We start from the raw sequence: 23685 nt of genomic DNA, 5'->3' as shown, positions 1-23685 counted from the left end.
GAGCGGTCGCCCCGCGGATACTTCCTCCTGAAGTGTTACCGCGGGGCAATAGTGGGGGCGGCCGACGCCTCCTGGGTCGGGGTCTCGCGTTTGCGGTGCGCCTGCTGCTCTGGACGCTGCGGGTCCGCGTCGTTGGCTCCTTGCCAGCGGGGCCGAGCGTGTTTGCGTTCTGGCATGGTAAGCAGCTAGGTCTGCTGAGGGTACCGCGTCCCCGACCGACTCAGGTGCTCGTGAGTTGGTCCAAAGACGGCGAGCTGCAGAGCGCGGCCATGCAGAGCTTCGGGCTGACGGTGGTGCGCGGCTCGTCGTCGAAGGGGGGAGGGGCGGCGCTGCGTCAGCTGGTGCGCCGTCTGCCCGAGCAGGACGTCGCGCTCGCGGTGGATGGCCCTCGAGGACCGCGGCGATGCGCAAAACCTGGAGCGGTGCTCGCGAGTCGCTTGGCAGGTGCTCCTCTGGTTCCGCTCGGTATCGCCTTCGGACGGAGCTTCGTATTCCGGCGTGCTTGGGATCGCTTCGAGCTTCCGCTGCCATTCAGCCGTGTGTGTGTGGTGATCGGCGACGCTTCGGAACCGAGCAGCGCCGACAGGCTGACGGAGGACCTCGATTGCGCCGAACGGCAGGCGGAGCGCGCTTTGCGGGCCTGGTCTGAAGGTTCCAAGGGACCGAGCGACGTACCTCACCCCCTGCTCATGCGGGGGCCTTGACCCGGTCCGCAACGGGTGTAACTGGACGGGCAGATGGCCACTCTCGTATCCATCGACGGCAACATCGTCGCCCCAGCTGACGCAAAGGTCAGCGTCTTCGATCGCGGGTTTCTGTATGGGGACTCCGTCTTCGAGACGATCCGTACCTACGACGGCAAGCCGTATGCTCTAAACGAGCATCTCGAGCGTCTCGCGCGTAGCGCTGAACGGGTCGCCATAGACCTCCCCGTTACCGTAGGGCAACTGCGGGGCCAGGTGCATGCGGTGGTCACAGCGAGTAACAACCCGGAGAGCTATATTCGCCTGATGGTGACCCGGGGCTCAGGTGAACTCGGGCTGGCGCCGGATCTCGCAGTCTCACCCCTCGTCGTGATCTTGGTGACGCCACTCACCCCCCCCCCTGCCGCCGCCTACGCCGACGGTATTTCCGTGATCACTCACCACACTCGCCGGGCTACCGACTCCACCCTCGCCGAAGGGGCGAAGGTTGGGAACTACCTCGCGTCGGTGCTGGCCATGAAGGAGGCGAAGGCGCGAGGTGCGGCGGAAGCGCTGATCCTCGATGCCGATGGGCATGTCGTCGAGGGTGCGACATCGAACCTCTTTCTGTTCCGACACGACGCAAAGGGTTCTTCGGTCTTGGTCACGCCTCCGGAGTCGTCTGGGATCTTGGCGGGGATCACCCGAGCCGGAGTGCTGGAGGTGGCGCGTGAACTTGGGCTCCGCATCGAGTTCGAGGCGCCCACGCTCGATGATCTGGTGAAGGCGGACGAAGTCTTCATTTCGTCCAGCATTCGTGAGCTGCTTCCGGTCGTGCGGGTCGACGATCAGACGCTGGGCGATGCTCGCCCGGGTCCGCTAACCAAGCGACTCCATGAGGCTTTTCGGGAGTTCGTCAGGCGCGGATAGCCGCGGCGTGGTTCACTGCCCCGCGTCACAGACTCGAGGCGCTCCGCCCCAGCGATCTTTGAATAGTCGAGCGATTGCCCTCGTCCTGTTTGCTGGCTCTAACATGGGGCTGGTCGACGGCTTTTTCGGGGGTGCTTTGACGGACATTCCTCGGGAAGACGGCTGACCTTCTCCCGTAGGATGATTACAGCGCCCGACCAGGGCCACGAAACGATGTCCGCGCCGCTTGGCGCGTGTGCCGCATCCAAAGGCGGCATTTGCGAGGGACCACATGAACGCTTTCAAACTCCTCACGCTTAGCTGTCTCGCTCTTGGGATCTTGGTCAACACCACCGGCTGCGCCGAGTGCTCCGAGAACGAGGAAACCGGCGGAACCACCTGCAAGTCGCTCAAGTACGTCCAGGCGGCCAATCCGAAGGTCACCGAAGTCAACTACCAGTCTGGCGCGTCCCTCGACGTGAAGACGGTGAACGGCTCCATCACCATCGTGAACGGCAGCAGCGACACCGTGGTCGTCGAGACGACTCCCCGAGTTGGCAAGGCGCATGACACGCCTGCGGAGGACTTCACCGCAGCCCTCGAGGCGCTGAACGACGACACCCAGGTGGCCGGCGACGCAAACGGTAACGCGGTCGTCCGCGCTCCCGGCGGCGGCGTGGACTCTGTGAGCGTCGTGGTGAAGTTGCCCCCCGGCTTCAACGGCACCATCAAGCTGAACCAGGGCAACGGTAGCACTGAGGTCAAGGGCGTCGCCGGCGCGACCGCGCTCGACATCTTCAGCGACAACGGCTCCTGCGACATCCGTGCGGCAACTAGCGTGGTCTCGACAACGGTCAATTGCGACAACGGCAGCACGTCGGTCACCGGCCTCGCGAACGACGTGAACATCACGGCTGGCAACGGTGACCTATTCGTCGAGGTGGCTTCCCCTGGCGGTAGCGGCGGCACCATCTTCGCCGACAATGGCGACATCGAGCTCGCAGTGCCGGCCACGGGGAACTTCAGCGTCCAAGCCATCGCGACCAACTCCGTCGACATGGGCAACCCCAGCACCTGCAGCATCAACGAGGCAGCCAGCAACTCGAAGACGCTGACTTGCAACGCTGGCGGCGCAAACTACGTCGTGACGGCTGATGGTCCCGGCGCGGACATCCTCGTCAGCTACTGAGTCTTTGCTCCATAGCAGAGCAACCCGAGCATTACTCACACACCGTGCGCGGCTGCATTCGCAGCCGCGCACTGCTTTGTGCTGAGTTTTCCCGCGGTAACAGAAGCGAGTAGCCGCGCTCGGAAGACCGTGCGAGCCATCCAGTATGCGCGGCGTGACGATGTTGGTCGGCAGCTTGTGTTTGCTGCTGGGTGCTTGCGGTGGTGAGAGCTCGGGTGGCGGCGACGGTGGCACAGCGGGGGCGTCCCAGGGCGGCTCGAACCAGGGCGGCTCGAACCAGGGCGGCTCCTCGGGTGGCGGTCAAGGCGGCAGCGCCGGGGTTGGCGCTGGAGGCAGTGGTGGGGAAGGCAACACCACCTCCAAGTCACTGCGAGTTGGTCCCTTCAACACGGCACCAGGAGACGAGCAGACCCAGTGTGTGACGCTCGATCTCGGTAACGAAGTGCCCGGTGTCATCCGTCGCGTGCGCACCACGCTGACCGAGGGCAGCCATCACCTGATCATCTCGACTTCCAATGGCCCGCCGCAGCCCGCGAGTCCCTGTGGCGCGTTCAGCCATCCCGACGGCGCGCTGTTCATCGCAGAGAAAAAGGCTGCCGAACTTGAGTATCCTCAGGGAACTGGAGTCGCCGTGAAAGCGCACCAGAGCATCGCCCTCGAGCTGCACTACATCAACTACTTCAGCGGCGCGCCCGAAGACATCTGGGGAGACATCGAGTTCGATCTCGCTCCGGCCGACTCTGGCCTCAGGCAAGTGCAGTTCCTGTTCACTGGTGAGCTCAGCATCTTCTTGCCGGCTCACACCCAGCAGACGGTGCAGGGAGAGTATTCGTTGGTCCCTGGCGCGGAGTTGGTCGCGCTCACATCTCACACCCACTCCCTCGGCACTCACGCGACCATCGAGCTCAAGCACAACGACGGTAGCAGCGAGCTGATCCACGAGTCCAACGACTGGGACTCGCCGCCCTTCGATGCGTGGGATCCCGGTCTCCAGATTCAGGCTGGCGACTCGCTGCAACTCAAGTGCGAGTACGACAACTACACCGACCAGGACGTGACCTTCGGTACCGGCTTCAAGGACGAGATGTGCTTCCTGTGGGCGCACTACCTCGACCCGCAGTAGGTAGCCTTGGCGAAGAGGCCGTACAAAACGCAGCGGGGCGACTCGTGTCGCCCCGCTGATGTCTTGTCGGCAGTGATTCCGTAGGGATTACGGGATCACCACTCGTTATCGATCGCCGAGGGCGTCTCCCCTTCAGCCGCTGCGGACGTTGCCTCCGCCGACTTCGCTTCCTCCGCGCCTTCGGCCGCCGCTTCCGCTCCTTCGGTGGAGGCTTGTGCCTCGGCAGGGTTTTCCGGTGCCTCGGGGCTGACGCCCAGGGGCAGCCCAGGGATCGGGATGCGTAGCGCTCCGCCGTCCCTGGCAGCGAGCAAGCTCAGCGCCTTCTGGAAGAAGCCGCGGAGAAACGCCAGCTCGCTCGGCGGATCCGTGATCAGACCTCGCGCCTCGATCATGCGCATCGCAGCCACGACTTCGAGCGCTGCTTGTTCGCCTTCTCTGGCGAGCACGCTGAGCGCCGCGTCCTTCATGTTGCGCAGTAGGTCTTCACGGCGCTGGGGTGAGAAGTAGCGGTCCGTTGCCTCGAGCAGCTTCGTCTCCAGGGTCTGGTTGAGCTTGTCCTGATCAGGCTCCACGCCCGGGCTCAGCGTCTTGCCGACCTCCATCAGCAGCTCGTCCACCGCCGGCTTCGTGGGAAACCACGCGCGAAACTCTGGGAGGCGGTGCAGGTCTCCGGAGGACTCCGCGAGTTCGCGCGCGTCTTCCGCCGAGAGCTCCAGACCTTCTTCGTCGAAGGGATGGGTGGGCGTATCGCTCGGGGCCGGCTCGATCAGCTCGGCAGCTCGCTTGAGTCCCAGAGGCTCCGGGGTCGAGTTCGTGCGGTGTGCGGTACGGCAATTGGCGAGCCGCGCGCGGGCCCACTCGAGGGGCACCTTCACTGGCTTGTAGCCTGCGCCGGGGATGAGCTTATCCATTGCCTCGCGCAGCGCACTTGCAGAAAACTCACCGGTTTCTACGCGGAAAATCCCCGCGCCGTCGCGCGCGAAGGAGAAGCACGCCTTGTAGCGTCCCGCGGGCTCGCGCGTGGCGATGATGATCGCTACGGTTCCGGTCGCGTCTGGGGACATCAGCCAGGCCTCCCAGGTACGCGCGCTTTGCTTGGTGGGGCGGGCGACGCGCTTCGCCACCGGAATGCTCACGCCGCGAGCTTTCAGCACGTTCAGGCCACGCCGAGCGCTCTTGCGCCAGGTGCCTTGACTGCTGTCGGCTGCCGCGAGAACGGCTTCGGCGTTGCCTGCCGCCACCCAGGCGTCGATCAGTTGCGCTGCAGCATCGCCGGCGGCGCTCAACTCGGCCAAGGCCTGGTCCGCCTTTGCGCTCACCTGCTGATCGGAGAAGGTGCTTTGTGACTTGCTCATCGGTTGCTCCGTGTCGTCTGCGGTCGGGGGGCGACCTACAGTGCTAGTTCAAACCTGTCCGCTGACTCGCGCGATCGCGTCAATTTCCACGCGGACTCCTTTCGGAAGTCCGGCGACCTGAACGGTTGCGCGGGCCGGGGGGTTCTCGTCGAAGTACGTGGCGTAGACCTCGTTCACCTGAGTGAAGTCGGCCATATCCATAAGGTAAATGGTGGTCTTGACTACGTCGCCATAGCCCGAGCCGGCAGCTTTCAGCACCGCGCCCAGGTTCTGCATCACGCGATGCGTCTCGTCGGCGACGCTGCCGCTCACCAGCTCCCCGCTCTTCGGGTCCAACGGGATCTGTCCGCTGAGAAAGAGCAGATCGCCCGTCCTCACCGCCTGGCTATACGGGCCGATGGCAGCGGGGGCGTCGCTGGTTTGGATGGTTTGACGAGCGGCGGGCTGAGTCATTGGGCGGGATCCTGGCCTTTAGCTGGCTCCTGAAGCAAGCGCGGCGGCGAAGAACACTTCAATCCAGCTTGCGGCGGCCGTCGATGGCGCGCCCCAGGGTGATCATGTCGGCGAACTCCAGATCGCCGCCGTGGGGAACGCCGCTCGCGATGCGCGACAAGCGCACCCGCGCGCCTAGCTCACGCGAGAGCAGGAGCGCCGTCGCCTCACCGTCCACCGACGGTGGCGTGGCCACGATCAGCTCTTCCACGCCATCTTGCTCGATGCGTCGGCCAAGCTCACCGAGGGGCAGGTCATCCGGACCGACGCCGTCGAGCGGGGAGAGCAGCTTGCCCAGCACGAAGTAGCGGCCGCGCATGGCGCCGCTGCGCTCCACCGCGAGCAGGTCTTGTACGCGCGCCACCACACACAAGAGCTTGTTGTCGCGCCGCGGGTCGCGACACACGCCGCACTCGGCGTGTCCGGCGTCGTCCACCTCGGCGATGTTTCCGCAGCGCTCGCAGGGACGAATGCGCTCCATCAGGCTGACCAGCTCGGCGCCCAGGCGAGGCGCAAGATCGCCGCCATCACCGATCAGGTGCAGCGCGAAGCGCTGGGCAGTCTTTTCACCGACGCCGGGTAACCTCGCCAGGAGGTGGACCAAGCGCGAGAGCGCGTCCGGGATCATCAGGTCATCCCGGGGAGGCGCAGCCCACCAGTCACCTTGTCGTATTCACTCTGCGCCAGCTTGTCCGCTGCCTCGAGCGCGGAGTTGATGGTGGCTACGACCGCGTCCAACGTGAACTCCAGTCCCTCGCTCGCAGCAAACTCAGGGTCGACCTCGATGCGCCTCACGCGACCCTCGCAAGTGACGGTGACCTCGATCTTGTCACCGAGCCCCTTGTGGGACACTTCGTGATCTTTCAGTTCTTTGCGACGAGCTTCGAGCTTGCGCTGCAGACGCGCGGCCTGACGCATCATCTCACCACCGGCCATGCTCATCCCCGGTGCGCCCCGCGACTGCTTCTTCATGGCTTCAGGTTTTGCCGTTCAGCGCGCGCCGAGGCAAGGCCTCAGCGGGGCTTTCACTCGTAGGGCAGCACTCGCTTGACGCGGGCGCCCAGGGTGCGCTCGGCAGCTTTCACCAGTGGGTGATTTTTCGCCCGATCGATGGCTTGGAGGCGCTCCCGCTCGCGCCGTTCGGCTTCCAGCGTCGCCACCGTATGTAGCGGTGAGTCGGGGAGCTCGAACTGAAAGTCCAGCTCGGGCACGCTGCCGAATAGCCTCTCTGCATACGTCAGGATCGCGGCCTTCGACTCGTGAGAGTCCGCGCGGCCTCGAAACACGGTGTGTCGGTCGAAGCCGAGCACGATGCGTTCTTTTCCGAGCTCGATCAGGATCGCGTGGTTGAGCACCGCCGCCAGGTCTGCGCGATCGCCGCGCATTGGCTCCAGCAGGTCGGCCCAGGTCTTGAGCTTCTTCAGGTGCTCCGGCTCTGGTGGCGGTAGCTTGCGGGCGCGAGCGAGGATTTCCTCGAGATCGACGTCGGCCGCATCCTTCGCCCGCTCTTTGGGCGGGGGAGGCGCCGAAGGTCGCTCAGGCTGCCGCGAATTTGGGGGTGAGGAAGCGCCAGGTGCGTCGCGCCTGACCGGGGCACCACCGCGGCTCTCGAAACGCGCAGGCGCGCTGGGCGGTGGCTCCGAGTAGCAAGCGTCAGCCTCCGAGCCGTAGCCGGGCGGCGCGTGGGGATGCTCTTCGTTACCGTGGGGCACCGCCCGGGGCGACGCGGCAGTGGGCGGTGCGCCACCAGGAGGCTGCGGGCTAGGAGGCTGCGGGCTAGGAGCCTGCGGGGGCGCCGCGAAAGCAGGCGCAGCCGCCGACGTCCCAGCGGCGGGGCGAGCCGCGGCCGGAGGAGCAGGAGCCGGAGGAGCAGCAGCAACCGGCGGAGCTACCGCACCAACCGTGCGTGGGTCAGGCGTGGTTGGGGCCGGCCGCGCAGCTGGAGGCTCGTCGGCCCGTTCCGCCGGTGCGACGCCGCTGGGGCTTGGGCTACGCGGGTCGCGATTGCGGGGACGGCTGGGAGCCGGCGCTCCGGGGCGCCGCTCGACCGCGCCGCCTCGAGGTGCGGCGGAGAGCCGGCGCTCGAGTGCGTGCAAGCGCTCAATCAGATCATCCACGGGGAGCAACGCGGGACGCCGAGCGAGACGCACCAGCAGCATCTCGAGCGCCGCCCGCGGCGCCGCTCCGCGCACCACTTCATCGTATCCGCGCGAAAAGCCTTGATGAAGTCGGATGAGGTCGTCGGCGTTTGCGCTCTCGGCGAGCTGCTTCACGTCTCCGAGCTCCTCATCCGCGAGGTCGAGCAATCCGCTGGGATCAGGCACGACCTTCGCCACCACGAGGTCGCGCAGCAGCGCCAGCAAGTCACGAGTCACATGGGCGATGTTGTTGCCGCGTTCTGCGAGGCTCGCGACGATCTCCAGGCAGCGGGCTGCGTTGCCTTCGACCAGGGAACGCGCGATGTCGTGAAGCACCTGGTGGCTGGCCACGCCGAGCACCTCCGCGACGCTCTTCGCGGTCAGCTCTTGGTCCCCAAACGCGATCACTTGATCCAGGAGGCTCATCGCATCGCGCATGGAGCCAGCGGCCTCTCGGGCGATGATCGAGAGCCCTGCGTCTTCCGCGGGGATCTGCTCGAGACCCAGCACTTCGCGCAACCTTCCGACGATGAGCTGGGAGGGAATGAGCTTGAAGTCGAAGCGCTGAACCCGGCTCAAGATCGTGATTGGGACCTTGTGCACCTCTGTGGTCGCGAAGATGAACTTCACGTGGGGCGGCGGCTCCTCCAGCGTCTTGAGGAACGCGTTCCACGCGTTCTGGGAGAGCATGTGGACCTCGTCCACGATCACGATCTTGTAGCGATCCCGCTGGGGCCGATAAGGCAGGCTGTCTTGCAGGCGACGTACTTCGTCGACGCCACTATTGCTTGCGCCGTCGATCTCCAGCACGTCGACATCTTTGCCGTCGGTGATCTCGAGACATGCAGCGCACTTCAAACAAGGCGATGCCGTGGGCCCGGGATCGACCCCCGGTTCCACGCTCCCGGGTTCACGCATGCAGTTCAGCGCTTTGGCCAGGATGCGCGCTGAAGTCGTTTTACCAACGCCGCGAACCCCGGTGAACAGGAACGCATGAGCCACGCGTCCGCTCGCGATGGCACCCGCCAGCGTACGCGCCACGTGATCCTGGCCCACGAGATCCGTGAAGCCCAGTGGGCGATACTTTCTGGCCAGCACCACATAGCTCATCGCTGGTGGGGAGTAGCAGATCGCTCGGCGCGTCTCCAGGGTGCGCTGTGTTGGCGTCGCTCAGGTGATCAGCTGGTATGCTCCGGCGCGTGATCGGACGTTTGGACGCGCCTCTGCGGCGCACGCGCTACGCGAGTTCCCTCATCTCAGTCATCAGCGTGTTGGCTTTCGGCTGCGGGCCCGCGCCCGCCCCAGCAAGCCAAGCGCCGCTAGCACCGCCTGTGGCAAGCGCTGCACCCACGTCTGCGGCGCCCAGCGCCTTGCCGAGCGTCTCCGTCGCCCCGCCGAGCGCGCCACCACCGGTCCTCACTGCGCTCGAACCCCACTTTGCTCCAAGCGCGGATCTCAATCTCGAGTTCGAGTTCCCCGTATTGGGACAGCTCATCCCCAGTGCAAAGGCAGCCAAGTACAAGATCCATCTGCAGCTCGATGGCCAACCGAAGGGCAAGCGCTATCGAGTGGCGCTGCGCCTCGACGACAATCAGCCACACGTTGTCGACCCCAAGTCGCCCATCGAACTGGGGAAGTTGCTGGATGCGGATATGGAACTCACGGCGGGCGAGCACGTGCTCTTCGGAATCGTCCTCGATGAGGCAGGGGAACCCTGGATGTCGAAGCCTGAGTGGTCTCGTGGCCCAAGTGCCATCGTGCGCTTCGGCATCGACAGTCGCGAGGTGACGGCGGGCCCGCTAGTCCGCGTGCTCTCGCCTCGGGGCACGTTCAACGGCGACGCCTCGGTGAAAGATGCTCGGATGCTATTCAGCGTCTATCCACCCCTTGGGCGGGGTCCAGCCGCCGCGGCTCGCATCGTCGTCAGCGGAGAGCACGGGGAGAAGCTCGAGCAACTGGTGAAAGACGCGCGGCCCTTCGCGATCTCTGGGCTGCAGAACGGTGACTACCGCTTCGAAGTGCAGCTCCTCGGTTCGGACGGCAAGCCGCTCGACACCCGTGGCGCGGTAGATTCCCAAACCATCACCGTCAACTTGGACGCTCCGAAGTAAAGCGCTCCGGCCGCCAGAGCGGTGCGGGTGCCGCTTCACGACCCGCTTGGATCGGCAGGAAAGCGTGTATGGTCAGAGGGGGGGACAACCTTTGCCCCCGGCCTCCATGGACTCTCCCTTCCTGTGCGGCATGGCCCTCGCTTGGGCGCTGGCGAAGATCGCGGTGGGCGCGTTCTTCTTGCTCGCCTACGCGTATCGTCGGCGTGAAGCCGAGTACCTGCTGTTCGGCTTGTTGTGCTTCGCCATCGCCCTCGACTCCGCGGGGATCGCGGCGGCGTACCACACCACGGACAAGACCGAGTGGCTGACCGCAGCGCGCTTCGCTCACGCCGGCGCGATCGCTGCCGGAGCGCTCAATCTGCACTTCGTGATGCGCTACACGCGTGTCGAGAGCAAGCGGCTGATCCAGATCGCCTACGCGCTCGCCGGATTGTTCCTGATCCTGGATATCGGAAACTTCTGGTTCGAGCCTGGCACCGTTCGAGTGCTGCACTCGGAGGTGTTCGGAAATCCCGTAGCCCACGCCGTGGCATCGCCGCGCCTGCTGCCCGCGACGTTCTACTTGGTAGTCGTTGCGGAGTTGATCGGTGGCTTCGTGCTGCTGCTTCGCGCCTTCCTTGGCGGCCAGCGAGAAGCAGGTTGGGTGATGGTGGGCAGCAGCGTGCTGGTGTTGGTCGCGATCAACGACATCTTGCTCATCACCGGGAAGTTTCCCAGCGTCTATCTAGTTCCGCACGGATTCTTGGTGTACATCTTCGCGATCGCGACGACGCTACCTGCTCGCTACCAGACCACAGAGAAAGAGCTCGAGGCGAAGACCGTGGATCTGGCGCAAGCCACCCAGGAGCTACGCAACAGCTACGTCGAGCTGCAGGTCGTTCAGGACCAACTAACAGGTAAGGAGCAGCTGGCCCAGGTGGGCGAGCTCGCTGCAGCCATCGCTCACGAGGTGCGCAATCCCCTGGCGATCATCGTGAACGCTACGGCAAGCTTGAGGCGGCCTCAGCTGGCCGACGACGATCGCACCATGTTGCTCGGGATCGTCGAGGAAGAGGCCGGTCGGTTGAACCGATTGGTTACGGATCTGCTGCGCTTTGCTCGGCCCGTGAAGGTGAATCGCTCCCCGGTGGCGATGGCGATCTTGCTCCAGCGCGCCGAGGCTCGCTTGCTGGAAGGCTTCGAGCTCGAACTCGAGATCAGCGAGGACCCAGACGTGCAAACGGTGTGGGCCGACGCGGGGCTCTTGCCGCTGGTGTTCGAGAACCTGGTGTCCAACGCCTGCCAGGCCATGCGCGACGGCGGTAGCGTGAAGATCTCCGCTCAGGTGCAGGAACGGAGCGGTCGGCCGATGGTCAAGGTCACCATCTCAGACTCAGGTCACGGCATGGACGAGGACGTGATGAGTCGCGCGACGGATCCGTTCTTCACCACTCGGCCAAGCGGGACGGGGCTCGGACTGCCCATCGTCGACCGCATCGTCAAAGCACACGGCGGCGAGTTGGAGATTGACAGTTCCCCAGGCGAGGGTACGGACATCAGCCTATTCTTGCCCGTCGGCAAACCCGACGACGACGAAGAAGAGCTCCCTCCCCACCTGCAGAAGCTGATCGATGCTGCCCGACGCAAAGCCTGAAGCCGCCAAATCCCCGTCTGAGGCGTCCAAGCACGTCGCCGCACCGAGCGCGTTGGTCGCGTCTGGGCAACAGGCGTATGGGCGGTTCTCCACCACGCCTGCGCGCGCGAACCTATTGGATGCGCCGTTTCTCGGGTTGCCTCGCGGACTTCGTCGGTGGCGACTGAAGGAATGGCAGGCGGTGCAAATCAGCACTCCAGAGTTGTTCATGAACCTCGCGCTCTTCGACGCGAAGTTGATGAGCCTCGTGCAGATCAAGATCTACGACAAGCGGCGCGGCCAGAAGCACGTCTTCGAGCGCAAGCTGCCGCCGCTCAGCATGCAGATCGCCGACTCGTTGCTCTACTCTCACAACGGCTACGCGGGCTCCAAGGTGATCCTCGCCTTCGACAACCGCGCTGCCCTCGGCTACCTGGACGTGCTGGTCGACTTGGAAGGCGAGGGCAAGCGCCCGCGCATCAGCGGCAAGCTGCGGATCGACATGCACCGCGGCGCGCCCCATGTCGTGAGCATGCCCCTCGTGGATGGCGGTATGTATTCCCATAAGGGAATGTTTCCGGCGGCGGGGCGTCTGACCATCGGCGACACGACTCACGAGCTGGCCGAAGAGGGCGGCCTGGCGTTGCTCGATGACCACAAGGGTTACTACCCGTACGTGATGCTCTGGGACTGGCTGACCAGCGCCAAGCGAGATGCGTCAGGGGTCGCTTGGGGCTTCAACCTCACGCGGAACCAGTGTCGGGAACCAGAGCGCTACAACGAGAACTGTGTGTGGCGTGAGGATCGCTTTGGCGCGCTGCCTGAAGTCCACTTCGAGCGCCGCAACGAGGGCAGGCCTGACGAGGTGTGGCTCGTGCGTGACGACTCGGGCCGCGTAGATGTCGAGTTCCGGCCCACCGTGCCCGGCGACGTGCGCGTCAATGCGTTGGTGGTCGAGAGCCGCTATCGCGGACCCTTCGGTCATGTGCGTGGTCGCCTGGCGGCGGAAGGTCTGCCGGAGCTCGTGCTCGACGACTGGTTCGGGATGGGCGAAGCCTTCCACTTGCGCTGCTAGTCGCAGTGGGTCGGCGCTGATGGTGACGCCAAGGCGCAGGCGGTTTTTTTCGGGGGAGAGGTGCTTCGCAAGGGCACTTCGGCTGACCTCCCCCCCTGAGATCCGGGACGCTGCGGAAGCAGCATGATTCAGTCCGGGATTGCGCGGGCGACCTCGGGCGTCACCTGCGGTTGGTGTTGAGCATCAGCCCACGCGAATAGTTCCGCGAGGCACCAAGCACCCGTGGGGGTAGGGGAAGCGTGAGTTCGCAGCGTCGCGATGCCGTCGAGGTTCTTCGCGACGATCTGTTCGTAGCGAGCGCGAAAGGCTGGGCTCGCACTGACCGCTGCGCCGGCTTCCAACATGCGTCGATAGAGCTCGGCGACTGGAACGAACGCGTGGACCGCCAACAGCACACCGTACAGCGGTCGTGGGTCGGGCCTCACGGGGGAGCTGAAGAGCGGTTCGAAGGCGTTCTCGAGCAGCTGGTCCCCTGCGAAGAGCGTGTTGATCTTGTTGTGGCAAAATTCGTGAATCAGCGCCTCGCTCAAGGTCATCGAGTCGGGGTGCAGGCTGAGGTAGGCCGCGCCGATGGCCTCAGCATACGAAGCCGACAAGTGTCGCTCGGGGTCGTAGCCCACGGGATGGTAACTCTGCATCACGAGCTGCATCTCCTGAGCGAGTTCTGGGTAGTGACTCTCGATCGTTGAGAAGGCAGCTCCGAGGGCAGCGCTCCACTCAGCCGCGCTGCGCTCGCCCAAGTCGATCGCGTTGCCCTGTTTCTCAGGGTGCGCCTCCTGATCGGAGAGCGGGTTGTTGTCCGCGGCGACGAGCGCAATGCCCTGAGTTAGCGGAAAGTGCACCCGTCTGATCCGCGCGGTACCAACCTCGCGTTCCGCCTCGGTCCCAGTGCCAATCGCCGCCAGATCCGCAAACGCAATGCGCTCTTCCGAGTCCCCGCTGCCGAGCACTAGTTCGCCCTCGCGAACTCCGAGCGCAAGCTCCTCGGGGCGCTCGATGCTGACCCCAAGCGCGGCCCAGTAGACGACTGCTGGCGCGTGCTTCAACCCGACGCCGCCTGCAGGTAGCTCGTCGGCGAGCGCTAGTTCGAGCCACAACAGGCTGCCAAGCTCTCCAAGCATGCGATCGAGCACCTTGACGTCGCCGGCACCCCACAGCTCCCGGTGCAGGCATCGGATCAGCACAGAGATCGAGGGGCGCCTGAGGCTGGCGTAGACCATGCCGGCTTTGGGAGTCTTCAGTAGACCGAGCAAGCGCGACCGCGCATCGGTGAAGTTGTCGAAGACCGGTGCTTGGAAGCGCCCCATGGGGATCTGAACTAGCTCCCGTGTGAGCCACTTGAGGTAGCTGCCGAGGATGCGTCGCGCAGTGGTCGAACCCGCGCGGGGCAAGGTGAGGTCCGCTGGAGTCTGGAGCAGGGCAGTGTCCGCCATCTAGTTAGCAAGCATGCCCCACTAGCGCGGTGAATGACATCCCAGCCATCGACGCCGAGCTCTCGCGAGCGCCGGCAACGCGCGTTGGGGCTTGACCAGGGCGCTCCGCGGCTCGACCCTCCGCCCATGTCGAAGCGAAAGCGCTACTTGTTCGTTTGTGTGAATCGCCGACCAGACGACAATCCCCGCGGTTCTTGCGCGTTCAGCGGTTCTGAAGCGATCCACGCCCGCCTCAAGGAGCTGCTCAAGCAGCGTGGCTTGGCGAAGACCGAGGTGCGTCCCTGCAGCGCGAGTTGCCTCGATGTGTGTTGGGCGGGGCCCGTCATCGCGGTTGAGCCCGACGACTACTTCTACGGTCGGGTGAAGCTAGAGGACGTGGAAGAAATCGTCGACGCGCTCGAGCGGGGCGAGCGAGTGGAGCGCCTGGTGCTCAAAGAGGACGATTTCATCGACCCCGCATTGCTCAAGCGAAAGTAGGCGCGCTGTTCTTCTAGCACGCAGTGTTCTTCTAGCACGCAGTGTTCTTCAAGCGCGCCGCTGGGCGCGCCTTGGCTCATCCGCGCCACGTGCGCTCAGGAGGCTCCCATGCAACGACTCGACCCCAAGACCACCGCGGTGGTGATCATCGACATCCAGGACCGGCTGGCCGCTGCAATGCCCGAGGAGCAGCTCTCTCAGGTGGTGCGTTCCGCGCGGATACTGGTAGAGGGCGCGCGGCTGCTTGGCGCGCCGCTGTTTGTCACCGAGCAGTACCCCAAGGGGCTCGGTGCGACCCTTGCGCCGGTCAATGAGGCGCTCGAGGGAGGCGACGCAGCACGCTTCGAGAAGTTGTGCTTCAGCGCGTGGGAGGCCGATGGCTTCGCCGAGAGCCTAGAACGCAGCAAGGCGCGGGCTGCCGTGGTCATTGGCATGGAGAGTCACGTCTGCGTCTACCAGACAGTGCGCGATCTCGCCCAACGGGGTCTGGAAGTGCACGTGCCGATTGATGGGGTGAGCTCTCGCCGGGCGGACCATCAAGCGACCGGTATCGCCTTGTGCGAGCGCGCCGGAGCCGTCTCCACGACGACGGAGACGGTGGTCTTCGACTGGCTCGCGAAGGCCGGTGGCGACGCCTTCAAACAACTCTCCAAGCTGATCCGCTAAGCACTCCGGGGCGTTCAGGAACACTCCGGGTCGTTTTGCTAGGCGGCCTGAGTGTCAAAATGGCACAGAAAAATTCAAGAAAATTATGGGTTTAGGTCTTGATTGCGAACTGAGTTGACTGTCTGTCTGTGCGTGACAAGGTGTCGCGCATGACTGACAGCGTGGCAACCCTGACTCCGGTTCCAGCCTCTGAAGCTCCAGCCCCGGGCCCTCTCGCGGAGGATTTGACGGTGCTCGTCGTCGACGACGAGCCTTCGAACCTGGCGAGCCTGCGCAAGATCTTCGAGCGCGATCAGATGCGGGTGTTCACCGCGGAGAACGCAAAGGCCGCGCTGGAGGTGGCGAGGCACCACCGGGTTCAAGTGGTGCTCACCGACTTGATGATGCCAGGGACCAGTGGCGTGGATCTGCTCAAGGCGCTCAAGGAGCTCTCGCCCGACACCGAGGTCGTGCTGATGACGGCTTACGGCACCGTCGAGACCGCGGTGCAAGCGATGCGTGAGGGGGCTTACGACTTCGTGGAGAAGCCGCTCAAGCGCATGCAAATCGTCAAGACTGTGCGCAAAGCCGCTGAGCGCTTCAGCTTGGTAGCGGAGAACCGCTCGCTGCGTAAAGAGATCGAGCTACTTACCACGCGGGAAATCGTTGGGCAAAGCGGCGCTCTGCGGCGCGTGCTGGAGATCGCTACTCAGGCAGCGCCTTCAATGGCAACGGTACTCGTGCTGGGGGAAAGCGGCACAGGCAAGGAGCTGATCGCCCGCTACATTCACACCAAGAGTCAGCGCTCGAGCGGACCGTTCGTCGCCGTGAACTGCGCGGCGATCCCCGAATCGATCTTGGAGGCTGAGCTGTTTGGGCATGAGCGTGGAGCCTTTACTGGTGCCGTAGGGAAGCGGGAAGGGCGCTTTGCTCGCGCTCGGGGAGGGACGCTGTTTCTCGACGAGATCGGCGAGCTGACGCCCCAGGTTCAGGTGAAGATCCTGCGTGTGCTGCAAGAGGGTGAGTACGAACCGGTCGGCGGTGAGATGGTGCGAGCCGACGTCCGCATCGTGGCGGCGACCAACCGCGACCTCACCGCGGAGGTCGAGGCGGGGCGTTTCCGTGAGGACCTGTTCTACCGGCTCAACGTAATCGCCGTCACGGCGCCACCCTTGCGCGCTCGCCGGGAAGACATCCCGCTCCTGGTCGATCACTTCCTCGGTGTCTACTGCAAGAAGAACGGCCGCTCCCGGCTCGCGCTCTCCCGAGAGGCGCTTGCGAAGCTCCTCGACTACGAGTGGCCCGGCAATGTGCGTGAACTCGAGAACGTGATCGAGCGCGCCGCGGTGCTTGCTCGCGGTGACACCTTGGGGCTCGGCGACCTGCCGGACGCCGTCGCCCAGGCAGCGCCTCGCGCTCCAGACAGCCTCGAGTTCCCCATCGGCACTCCCCTCGAGGAGGTGGAGCAGCGGCTGATCCGCGCGACCCTCAAACACACGTCCGGGGACAAGCGCCTGGCCGCGCAACTGCTGGGGATCTCGACGCGGACTATCTACCGCAAGCTGGGGGAGGGCTGAGAGCGTTTTGCCACTTTGGCACACTGAGCAGGTGTTTCAGGAGTGCGATGACAAGCTGGCGCGGCCCGGCCCCTACCGGAAGCGCAAACCCCCCAAAAATCCGCAGTTTTGTCCATTGACCCTTGGCACGGCTCTCGCTTTAACCCCGTTTGCCAAACCAGGCAGCGGGTGCTCACCCCGCCACTCGACTTGAGTCGACCTTCGTTCAGCGCCACACCTCCGGCGCCAGCCTTCCGCCCTCACCCCTCATGCCCATCGACACCCTCCTGAAGAAGTACTTCTCCGGCGTGGTCCTCGCCTTGCTGGCCACGGCTGCGTACTTCCAAGCGGCGGGGTCTTCCGACCTGCTGGGAAGTTGGCTCTTCGGTTCGGACGCTGAGGCGTTGGCGCTCCTCCCCCCCAAGAATCCGGATCTCGCCGGGCTCAACAAGAGCGGCGCGAAGGTAGCGAGCGCGGATCCGATTCTGCACAGAAATCCCTTCGACTCCGTCACGGGTCCACTAGACCGTCTGCCAGAGCCCGAAGAAACGGACGAGCCCAGCGGGCCCATCAACACGGACCCGCTGACCGCACCAGCCTGCGACGGCGTGACCGTGACGATCATCACGGAGTCCCCTGATCCGCTCTGGTCTTTCGCTGCATTGCGCGGCCCTTCAGATCCCGCAGCCGTGGTGCGGAGGGTAGGCGATCAAGTCGCTGACAAGACCGTGGCCTACATCGGACGAAACCCCGTCGAGAAGAGCCCTTCGGTGTGGATGGAGTCGGGTAGCTCACTCTGTCAGGTGCTGCTGTTCAGCTCGGAAGAGAAGCCCGCCGCGGCTCCCCGCGCCAAGCCGACCCGGGCGAAGACCGACAAGAAGAGCGGCGCGAACACGGTTCCCTCCGACATCGCGGATAAGATCAAGAAGGTGTCGGACAACGAGTTCGAAGTCGATCGCTCAGTCGTCGACAAGGTGCTCGAGAACCAGGCCGCGTTGATGCGCTCTGCTCGCATCGTTCCCGAGCAAAAGGACGGGAAGGTCGTAGGCATCCGCATGTTTGGTATCCGTAAGGATACGCTGCTCGGGACGCTCGGCTTCCAGAACGGTGACCGTCTCGAGAACATCAACGGCTTCGACATGACCTCCCCGGAGAAGGCGCTCGAGGCCTACGCAAGGCTGCGCACCGCCGGGAACCTCAAGGTGCAAATCACTCGTCGCGGCAAGCCCGTGACCGTGGACTTCCGCATCAAGTAAGCGCCACCGCGCCACGCGCCACATCAACTACTCCGGCAAGCGCCGGCCCTGACCGCTCACCAAGAACAGCTGTGACATACCGAACCATGCGAAGCGCCGCGAAATTCGCCTCCACCCTGACCGGACTCGGCTTGGCCCTGTGCCTGATGAGCCCTGAGGCTTCTGCGCAGATCCGCGCACAGAAGAAGCCTGCTGCGCGCGCCACGCCTCCGACCGCCGCACCGAAGACTGCCGACGATCCTCCGGGAGCCGCACCTGCGCCGCCGAAGTCCATGGACTCAATCGCGAAGGCCGTGGAGACCGAATACCGGCCCAAGGGCATGGGGCATATGGTGAAGTTCAACCTGCAGGACGCGGACCTCGCGGAGCTGGTGAACCACATCAGCGGCATGACCGGGAAGCGCTTCATCTACGGCTCCAAGGTTCGGCAGATCAAAGCCACCGTGGTGTCCCCCACACCGGTGACCTTGGCTGAGGCGTATGAGGCGTTCCTCAGCATCCTCGAAGCCAACGGCATGACGGTGGTGCCTCATGGGCGCTTCCTGAAGATCGTGGACACCGGCAACATCTCGAGCCAGGCGACCCCGATCTTCTCCCGTGGGGCGCCCGTCGCGGGCACCGATGGCTACCTGACGCGGCTCTACCGCCTGCAGCACGTGTCGGCTGACGACGTCGCCCAGCTGCTCCAGAAATTCAAAAGCAAGGAAGGTGATATCTCCACCTTTTCCGCGGGGCAATTGCTGATCATCACGGACACCGGTTCGAACGTGCGGCGCATGATCCGCATCATCGAAGAAGTCGACGTCGGTGGCTCTGGTACCAAGATGTGGATTGAGCCCGTTCACTACGGCGCTGCCACGGACTTGGCGAAACAGATCAACGACATCTTCGAGCTGTCTGGCCAAGCTGGCGGAGCTGGTGGCAGCGGAGCCGCTGGCGGCCTCTCGAAGGTCGTGGCTGATGAGCAAACCAACGCGCTGGTAATCGTCGGTACGGAAGACTCGTACCTGCGCTTACTGGAGTTCATGAAGCGCCTCGACACCGCGCCGGCAGCCGAAGGCAAGATCCACGTGCTCCCGCTTCAGCACGCCGTAGCCGACGAGCTCGCTCAGACGCTCACTCAGATGCTCAGCGGGACCGCCGCAGCGCAGGCTGGCGCTCGCGGGCGGGCTCCGGCGGCGCCCGCTGGCGGCGCCGGTACGGGTGAAGGTTCCTTCGAGGGTGAGGTTCGCGTCACTGCCGACTCGCCGACCAACTCGCTCATCATCACCTCCAGCGGCCGAGACTACGCTCAGCTGCGGCTGGTGATTCAGCAGCTCGACATGCCGCGCCGCCAGGTGTTCATCGAGGCGGCGATCATGGACCTGTCGATTTCGCGCGGAACCACTCTTGGTATCAACTACCACGGCGGCACCACCTTCACGACGAAGGACCAAGACGACAGCCTGCTGTTCGGCGGCTTGAATCCGATCAACTCGATCGTGCTCACCCCGGATCAGCTGCAAGGCTTCGCTGTTGGCGTGCGCGGTCCAGAGCTCGATGGCACGTCCAACATCCTCGGCACGGGCGTCAGCATCCCGGCGTTCGGCGTGGTGCTCAACGCTCTGGCGACCAGCGGCGACACCAATGTGCTCGCCACCCCGCACATCATCGCGACGGACAACACACCTGCGGAGATCAACATCGGGGAGAACATCCCGCTGCAGACGAACATTGGTGGCGGTGGCTTGAACCTCGGCAGCCTGGGGGCGTTGGCTGGAGGTAACGCGGGTGCGCTCGGTGCGCTCGGTGGCCTTGGTGGCCTGGGCGGCTTCTCCAGCCCCCGCCAAGACGTCGGTACCAAGATCAAGATCACGCCGCACATCAACGACTCCGACCAGGTGCGCCTGGAGATCGAGGCGGAAGACAGCTCCCCGGGTGCGGCTGCGGGTTCTCTCGGCGCCGTCAGCATCACCCAGCGTACGGCGAACACCACCTTGGTCGTGCGCGACCAGGAGACGGTGGTCATCGGCGGCTTGATGAAGGACTCCGAGCAGACCACGAAGACCAAGGTGCCGGTGCTCGGCGACTTGCCGGTGCTCGGCTTCCTATTCCGCCGCACGGAAACGCAGAAGCGTAAGAGCAACCTGCTCTTGGTGCTCACGCCTCACATCATCCACGACTCCCGGGATCTACGGACGATCTTCCAGCGCAAGATGCAGGAGCGGCAGGAGTTCCTGGATCGCTACTTCGTGTTCGGCGACTCGGACTGGACACCGCCCCGCGACTGGACGCGCACCAACGGACTGGTCGAAGACATCCGTCAGTCGTACCGCGAGGCAGAGGAGCGGCGGCAGCTCGAGGCTCAACTCGAGGCCCCGAAGGACAAGCCCAAGCACGAGCCGTCGGAGCCCATCGACATGCCCCAGGTGATCAAGAGTGGGGGCGGGAGCAAATCAGCACCTGCGGCAACGCCGCAACGGCGCCGTACGCCGCGCCGCACGCCGCGCCGCGCCAATCCCCGCAGCGGGGCCTTGGAGACGCCGATCCAGATCAACCCCATGACTCGCAGCGTCGCCCAGGCCCCCGAGAGCGGCGGCCGCGTCACTGCGGAGCGCACGGAGTAAGCATGTTGCAGCGCGCACTAGGCCAGGTCTTCGTGCGTCGCGGCGTGGTGACGCCCGAGGCGCTCGAGTTGCTTCTCGAGCAGCAAGCGGAGAAGCGTCAGCCTCTCACGGAGCTGCTCGTACAAGGCGAGCTCGCTTCGGAAGAAGCCGTCGGCCAGGCGCTCGCCGCTGAGTGCGGGCTGCGCTTCCTGCCAAAACTCGACATCGACGCGATCGACCCGCAGCTCGCGATCCGCGTGCCCATTGGCTACTCCCGCTCTCACCGCTTGTTGGTCGTGGGGGAGGACGAAGCCACGGTGCGCGTGGTGTGTGCTGATCCGCTGGACACCGACGGGCTCGACGACATCCGCGCGTCCTTCGGCAAGCGTGTCGTGGCTGACGTCGCCCCTGCATCGATCATCGTAGAGGCGATCAACCGGGTCTTCGAGCGAGGCCAGACGAACGAAGAGCTGAAGAGCGAGGACGCGGCGGCGGATGACGACGAGATCGACATCCTCGACTCGGACGACGACGCGCCGATCATTCGCTGGGTCAACGGCTTGTTCTCCCAGTCGGTGCGTGAGCGCGCCTCAGATATCCATATCGAGCCGGAAGAGCGCGAAGTCATCGTGCGTTTCCGCGTGGATGGGCAGCTGAAGGTGGTGAAGACCGCCAGCCGCCAGTTCATGAGCGCCGTGGTCGCTCGTGTGAAGATCATGGCTGGGCTGAACATCGCTGAAAAGCGCCTGCCGCAAGACGGCCGTATCAGCCTCAAGATCGCTGGGCGCGGCATCGACGTCCGCGTTTCGACCATCCCCACGAGTCGCGATCATGAGCGCATCGTGATGCGTCTCCTGCAGAAGACGAACACGCTGCTGGGCCTCGACGAGCTCGGCTTCTCCGAGCGCGATCTGCACTTGATGCATGAGATCATCGAGCGGCCGAACGGCATCATCCTCGTCACGGGTCCCACGGGTAGCGGTAAGACGACGACGCTCTATGCGTGTCTCAACCGTATCAACCGACCCAACGTGAACATCCTCACCGCGGAGGATCCGGTCGAGTACGAGATCGGCGGCATCCATCAGGTGCACGTGCAGCCCAAGATCGGCCTCACCTTCGCGAGCGCGATGCGCGCCTTCTTGCGTCAGGACCCGGACGTCATCATGGTCGGTGAGATTCGTGACCTTGAGACCGCTGAAATCGCGATCCAAGCGTCGATGACTGGTCACTTGGTGCTCTCGACGATTCACACGAACGACGCCGCCAGCGCCTTCACGCGCTTGGTCGATATGAACGTCGCGCCGTTCAAGGTCCGCTCGACCGTTATTGGCCTCCTGGCTCAACGTCTGGTGCGCATCTTGTGTGATGAGTGCAAGGAGCCATACGAGGCGACGCCCTATGAGCTCGAGCAGCTCGGCATCGATCCCGAGTCGACGGAGCGGCGCCTGAAGCGCCAGGTGAGCAACGCCTACCGGGCGCATGGTGTGAACTACAAACCGCCAGGCTGGACCGGTCCCGGCATGCCCACGATTTTCCGCGCGGTTGGCTGTGAGAACTGCAACAACAGCGGCTACATCGGTCGGCGCGGCATCTACGAGCTGTTGATGGCCGACGACAAGGTCGGTGAGCTGGTGATGGCCGGCTCTGACGCGCAGACAATCAAGCGTGCCGCGATGCAAAACGGCATGGACTCCCTGCGTGACGACGGCGCGCGCAAGGTGCTGCTCGGACGCACCACGGTGGAAGCCGTCCTCGCCGCAACCCAAGAGGACTCCTACGACTGATGGCCGTCTACGAGTACCGCGGCATCCTGGTCAACACCGGCAAGGCGACCAAGGGATACAAGGACGCTGACAACATCAAGGCGTTGCGCGGAGCTCTGCGCCGTGAAGGCATTCTCCTCACGGAAGCGACGGAGGAGGCTCAGCGCAAGGCTCGAGCGAAGAAGGAGCTGAACCTCCTCGCGGTGTTCCAGCGGCCGAAGACCAGCGATATCGCGGTCATGACCCGTCAGCTCGCCACGCTGGTGCGCGCCGGCGTGCCGCTGGTCGAGTCGATTGGAGCCCTCTCGGAGCAGGTCGAAAATGAGCAGCTGGTGCGTATCCTCACGGCAGTACGCGAGAGCCTGAACGAGGGCACCAGCTTCGCCAAGAGCCTCGGCGCGCACAACAAGGTGTTCCCGCCGCTCTACATCAACATGGTGGAGGCGGGTGAAGCTTCAGGCACCCTCGAGGCAGTGCTCGAGCGCCTGGCGGACTTCATGGAGAACCAGGCGCGCCTCAAGGGTAAGGTCACCGGCGCGCTGGCCTATCCCGTGCTGATGGCGATCGTTGGCACCATCCTGGTCGGCTTCTTGATGGTCGCCGTCGTGCCCAAGGTGACGGCGATCTTCGACAACCTGGGGCAGCAGCTGCCTTGGTACACCCGCCTCTTGATCTTCGTCAGCGACATCGTTGCTGGCTACTGGTGGCTCCTGATTGGGCTCATCGTGGTGGGCGTGATTGGCTTCCGGCGCTGGAAGGCCAAGCCTGAAGGGCGCAAGAAGTGGGACAAGTTCCGCCTGCGGGTGCCGCTGTTTGGGCGCTTGAACCTGCTGGTCGCCGTCGCCCGCTTCAGCCGCACGCTGTCGACGCTGCTTTCGAGCGGCGTGCCCCTGCTCACCGCCATGGGCATCGTGAAGAACGTGCTCGAGAATGCGTTGCTCGAGGAAGTGGTGTCCAACGCCATTGGTTCCATTCGCGAGGGCGAGAGCATCGCAGTGCCACTCAAGAAGAGCGGCGAGTTCCCGCCCATGGTGACCCACATGATCGCCGTGGGGGAGCGCTCCGGTCAGCTGGAGCAAATGCTGGAGAACGTCAGCCGAGCTTACGAAGCTGATGTGGAGGTTCGTGTGCAGGCGCTCACCAGCTTGCTCGAGCCCTTGATGATTGTCGTGATGGGTGGCCTCGTCGGCTTCATCACCATGGCGATCCTCATGCCGCTGATTCAGATGAACGACATGGTGAAGTGACAACAAGCAAGCCGTGCTCACGCGCGGAAAACA

At 64.6% G+C, this 23685-nt stretch carries 20 protein-coding genes; 14 read left to right on the top strand and 6 right to left on the bottom strand.

The features are described from left to right. The first annotated feature begins 32 nt into the window (after positions 1-32). The 4 genes from H6718_02855 (at position 33) to H6718_02840 (ending at position 3904) form a co-directional block, all read left to right on the top strand. Positions 33-704, top strand: coding sequence for a lysophospholipid acyltransferase family protein (locus H6718_02855; protein MCB9584306.1), 672 nt, complete (start codon positions 33-35; stop codon positions 702-704). A 33-nt stretch (positions 705-737) separates the two neighbouring features. Continuing rightward, positions 738-1613, top strand: coding sequence for an aminotransferase class IV (locus tag H6718_02850; GenBank protein MCB9584305.1), 876 nt, complete (start codon positions 738-740; stop codon positions 1611-1613). A gap of 271 nt (positions 1614-1884) precedes the next feature. Next, the gene (locus H6718_02845) at positions 1885-2781 is read left to right on the top strand and encodes a hypothetical protein (GenBank protein ID MCB9584304.1); all 897 of its coding nucleotides are present in this window, start codon (positions 1885-1887) and stop codon (positions 2779-2781) included. A gap of 145 nt (positions 2782-2926) precedes the next feature. Then, positions 2927-3904: a hypothetical protein gene (locus H6718_02840; GenBank protein MCB9584303.1), complete on the top strand. Its 978-nt coding sequence runs from the start codon at positions 2927-2929 to the stop codon at positions 3902-3904. Between the two features lie 95 nt (positions 3905-3999). Here the strand turns inward: H6718_02840 and H6718_02835 are convergent, their stop codons facing one another. From H6718_02835 to dnaX, 5 genes are all read right to left on the bottom strand, one after another. After that, positions 4000-5259 (bottom strand): hypothetical protein, encoded by a 1260-nt coding sequence (locus H6718_02835; protein ID MCB9584302.1) that lies wholly within the window; start codon positions 5257-5259, stop codon positions 4000-4002. Positions 5260-5307: 48 nt separating this feature from the next. Then, positions 5308-5712, bottom strand: coding sequence for a RidA family protein (locus H6718_02830; protein ID MCB9584301.1), 405 nt, complete (start codon positions 5710-5712; stop codon positions 5308-5310). Positions 5713-5770: 58 nt separating this feature from the next. After that, positions 5771-6379 carry a recombination protein RecR gene (recR, locus tag H6718_02825; GenBank protein ID MCB9584300.1) on the bottom strand — a complete coding sequence of 203 codons (609 nt, stop codon included), beginning with the start codon at positions 6377-6379 and terminating at the stop codon, positions 5771-5773. After that, positions 6379-6693, bottom strand: a complete 315-nt coding sequence (locus tag H6718_02820; protein ID MCB9584299.1) for a YbaB/EbfC family nucleoid-associated protein — start codon at positions 6691-6693, stop codon at positions 6379-6381. Before H6718_02820 ends, recR begins: the two co-directional genes overlap by 1 nt. Before the next feature lie 83 nt (positions 6694-6776). After that, on the bottom strand, positions 6777-8999 hold the full coding sequence (gene dnaX / locus H6718_02815; protein MCB9584298.1) for a DNA polymerase III subunit gamma/tau: 2223 nt from the start codon (positions 8997-8999) through the stop codon (positions 6777-6779). Positions 9000-9088: 89 nt separating this feature from the next. On the opposite strand from dnaX, the gene H6718_02810 reads away from it, so the two are divergent. The 3 genes from H6718_02810 to H6718_02800 all read left to right on the top strand — a co-directional run bounded on the left by H6718_02810 (position 9089) and on the right by H6718_02800 (position 12687). Beyond that, positions 9089-10000 (top strand): hypothetical protein, encoded by a 912-nt coding sequence (locus H6718_02810; protein MCB9584297.1) that lies wholly within the window; start codon positions 9089-9091, stop codon positions 9998-10000. Positions 10001-10106: 106 nt separating this feature from the next. After that, a complete protein-coding gene (locus H6718_02805; protein MCB9584296.1) occupies positions 10107-11633 on the top strand; it encodes a hypothetical protein in 1527 nt (508 codons plus the stop codon). Then, positions 11611-12687, top strand: coding sequence for a DUF2804 family protein (locus tag H6718_02800; GenBank protein ID MCB9584295.1), 1077 nt, complete (start codon positions 11611-11613; stop codon positions 12685-12687). The genes H6718_02805 and H6718_02800 overlap by 23 nt, the downstream gene beginning before the upstream one ends. A 128-nt stretch (positions 12688-12815) precedes the next feature. On the opposite strand, the gene H6718_02795 is transcribed toward H6718_02800, so the two are convergent. Next, positions 12816-14120 carry a hypothetical protein gene (locus H6718_02795; GenBank protein MCB9584294.1) on the bottom strand — a complete coding sequence of 435 codons (1305 nt, stop codon included), beginning with the start codon at positions 14118-14120 and terminating at the stop codon, positions 12816-12818. Positions 14121-14246: 126 nt separating this feature from the next. Here H6718_02795 and H6718_02790 point away from each other — a divergent pair, with 126 nt between their 5' ends. From H6718_02790 to gspF, 7 genes are all read left to right on the top strand, one after another. Then, positions 14247-14597 (top strand): (2Fe-2S) ferredoxin domain-containing protein, encoded by a 351-nt coding sequence (locus H6718_02790; protein ID MCB9584293.1) that lies wholly within the window; start codon positions 14247-14249, stop codon positions 14595-14597. Between the two features lie 108 nt (positions 14598-14705). Further along, entirely contained in the window at positions 14706-15263 is a 558-nt protein-coding gene (locus H6718_02785) for an isochorismatase family protein (GenBank protein MCB9584292.1), read from the top strand. A gap of 149 nt (positions 15264-15412) precedes the next feature. Then, positions 15413-16819, top strand: coding sequence for a sigma-54-dependent Fis family transcriptional regulator (locus tag H6718_02780; GenBank protein MCB9584291.1), 1407 nt, complete (start codon positions 15413-15415; stop codon positions 16817-16819). Positions 16820-17067: 248 nt separating this feature from the next. Further along, positions 17068-18054 (top strand): general secretion pathway protein GspC, encoded by a 987-nt coding sequence (locus H6718_02775; protein MCB9584290.1) that lies wholly within the window; start codon positions 17068-17070, stop codon positions 18052-18054. Between the two features lie 86 nt (positions 18055-18140). Then, positions 18141-20660 (top strand): type II secretion system secretin GspD, encoded by a 2520-nt coding sequence (gene gspD, locus H6718_02770; protein MCB9584289.1) that lies wholly within the window; start codon positions 18141-18143, stop codon positions 20658-20660. Positions 20661-20662: 2 nt separating this feature from the next. Continuing rightward, positions 20663-22426, top strand: a complete 1764-nt coding sequence (gene tadA / locus H6718_02765) for a Flp pilus assembly complex ATPase component TadA (protein ID MCB9584288.1) — start codon at positions 20663-20665, stop codon at positions 22424-22426. After that, entirely contained in the window at positions 22426-23652 is a 1227-nt protein-coding gene (gspF, locus tag H6718_02760) for a type II secretion system inner membrane protein GspF (GenBank protein MCB9584287.1), read from the top strand. The genes tadA and gspF overlap by 1 nt, the downstream gene beginning before the upstream one ends. The last annotated feature ends 33 nt before the right edge of the window (positions 23653-23685 follow it).

This window comes from Polyangiaceae bacterium (assembly GCA_020633205.1).
Taxonomy (GTDB): domain Bacteria; phylum Myxococcota_A; class Polyangia; order Polyangiales; family Polyangiaceae; genus JAHBVY01.
Note: the sequence above shows the minus strand (reverse complement) of the source record. Positions and strands in the feature narration are given on the sequence as shown.